Origin of the sequence: Kitasatospora sp. NPDC048296 (assembly GCF_043201815.1) — a bacterium.
In the GTDB taxonomy this organism is placed as follows: domain Bacteria; phylum Actinomycetota; class Actinomycetes; order Streptomycetales; family Streptomycetaceae; genus Kitasatospora.
The window spans coordinates 1-1,178 of sequence record NZ_JBICZB010000232.1 but is presented as its reverse complement, the minus strand read 5'-3'; the positions used below and the strand labels follow the sequence as shown (position 1 = coordinate 1,178).

The window sequence follows — 1,178 nt, the reverse complement described above, 5'->3', positions numbered from 1 at the left end:
CGCGGCCCCCGCGCTGCGCCCCGACCGGCCGGAGGAAGGCGTCCTGCTGACGGCGCTCGCCCGCCTCCACGTCGTCGGTGTACCCGTCGACTGGGCCCGGGTCTTCGACGGGACCGGCGCCCGGCGCGTCGACCTGCCGACGTACGCCTTCCAGCACGAGCGCTACTGGCCCGCCCAGGCCGCGCACACGGGCGACGTGACCGGCGCGGGCCTGCGGCCCGCCGAGCACCCGCTGCTGGGCGCGGTGGTCACCCCGGCCGACTCGGACAGCGTGCTGCTGACCGGCCGGCTGTCGCTGAAGGCGCAGCCGTGGCTGGGCGACCACCGGGTGGGCGGCGCGGCCGTCTTCCCGGGGACCGGGTTCCTGGAGCTGGCCGTCCGGGCCGCCGACCAGGTGGGCTGTGACCGGGTCGAGCGGCTGACGCTCGCCGAGCCGCTCGCGCTGCCCGAGGACGGCGCCGTCGTCGTCCAATTGGTGGTGGGCGCGCCGGACGGGGCCGGGACGCGTCCGCTGAGCTGCTACGCCCGGCCGGAGGACGCGGTGGACGGTCCGTGGACCTGCCACGCCACCGGCACGCTGGCCCTCGGCGAACCGGAGGGCGGCTTCGACGTCTCGGCCTGGCCCCCGGTGGACGCGGTGGCCGTGGACCCGGAGTCCTGCCACGACCCACTGGACCACGGCCCGGCGTTCCGCACGCTGCAGGCGGTGTGGCGGCGGGGCGACGAGGTGTTCGCGGAGGCCGTCCTGCCGGGCCGCGCCGAGGACGCGGCGCCGTACGGGCTGCACCCGGCGCTGCTGGAGGCAGCCGTTCAGATCGCCGCCCTGACCGGGGCGGACGACGGCGCACGCCTGGTGCCCACGGGCTGGCGCGACGTGGCACTGCACGCGACCGGCGCGGCCGTCGTGCGGCTGCGGGTCGCGAGGGCGGGTGCGGACACGGTGACCGTCGAGGTCGCGGACGCGGCGGGCGGGCCCGTGCTGTCGGTGGGGTCGTTGACGCTGGCCGAGCCGTCCGCCGTGACCGAGCGGAGCGGCTTGGCCGGGGCGCTGCTGCGGCTCGACTGGGTGGACGTACCGGCGCGGGACGCCGGGCCCGTGCGAGCCGTCACCCTGGGCGAGGACGTGCCGTCGCTCGCCGACGTGACCGGCGAGGTGCCGCAGGTCGTGCTCGTGCCGG

At 78.2% G+C, this 1,178-nt stretch carries 1 protein-coding gene; it reads left to right on the top strand.

All coding sequences use genetic code 11. The features are described from left to right. A partial coding sequence (locus ACGF12_RS38690; protein ID WP_393041391.1) for a polyketide synthase dehydratase domain-containing protein occupies positions 1–1,178 on the top strand: 1,178 nt, incomplete at both ends.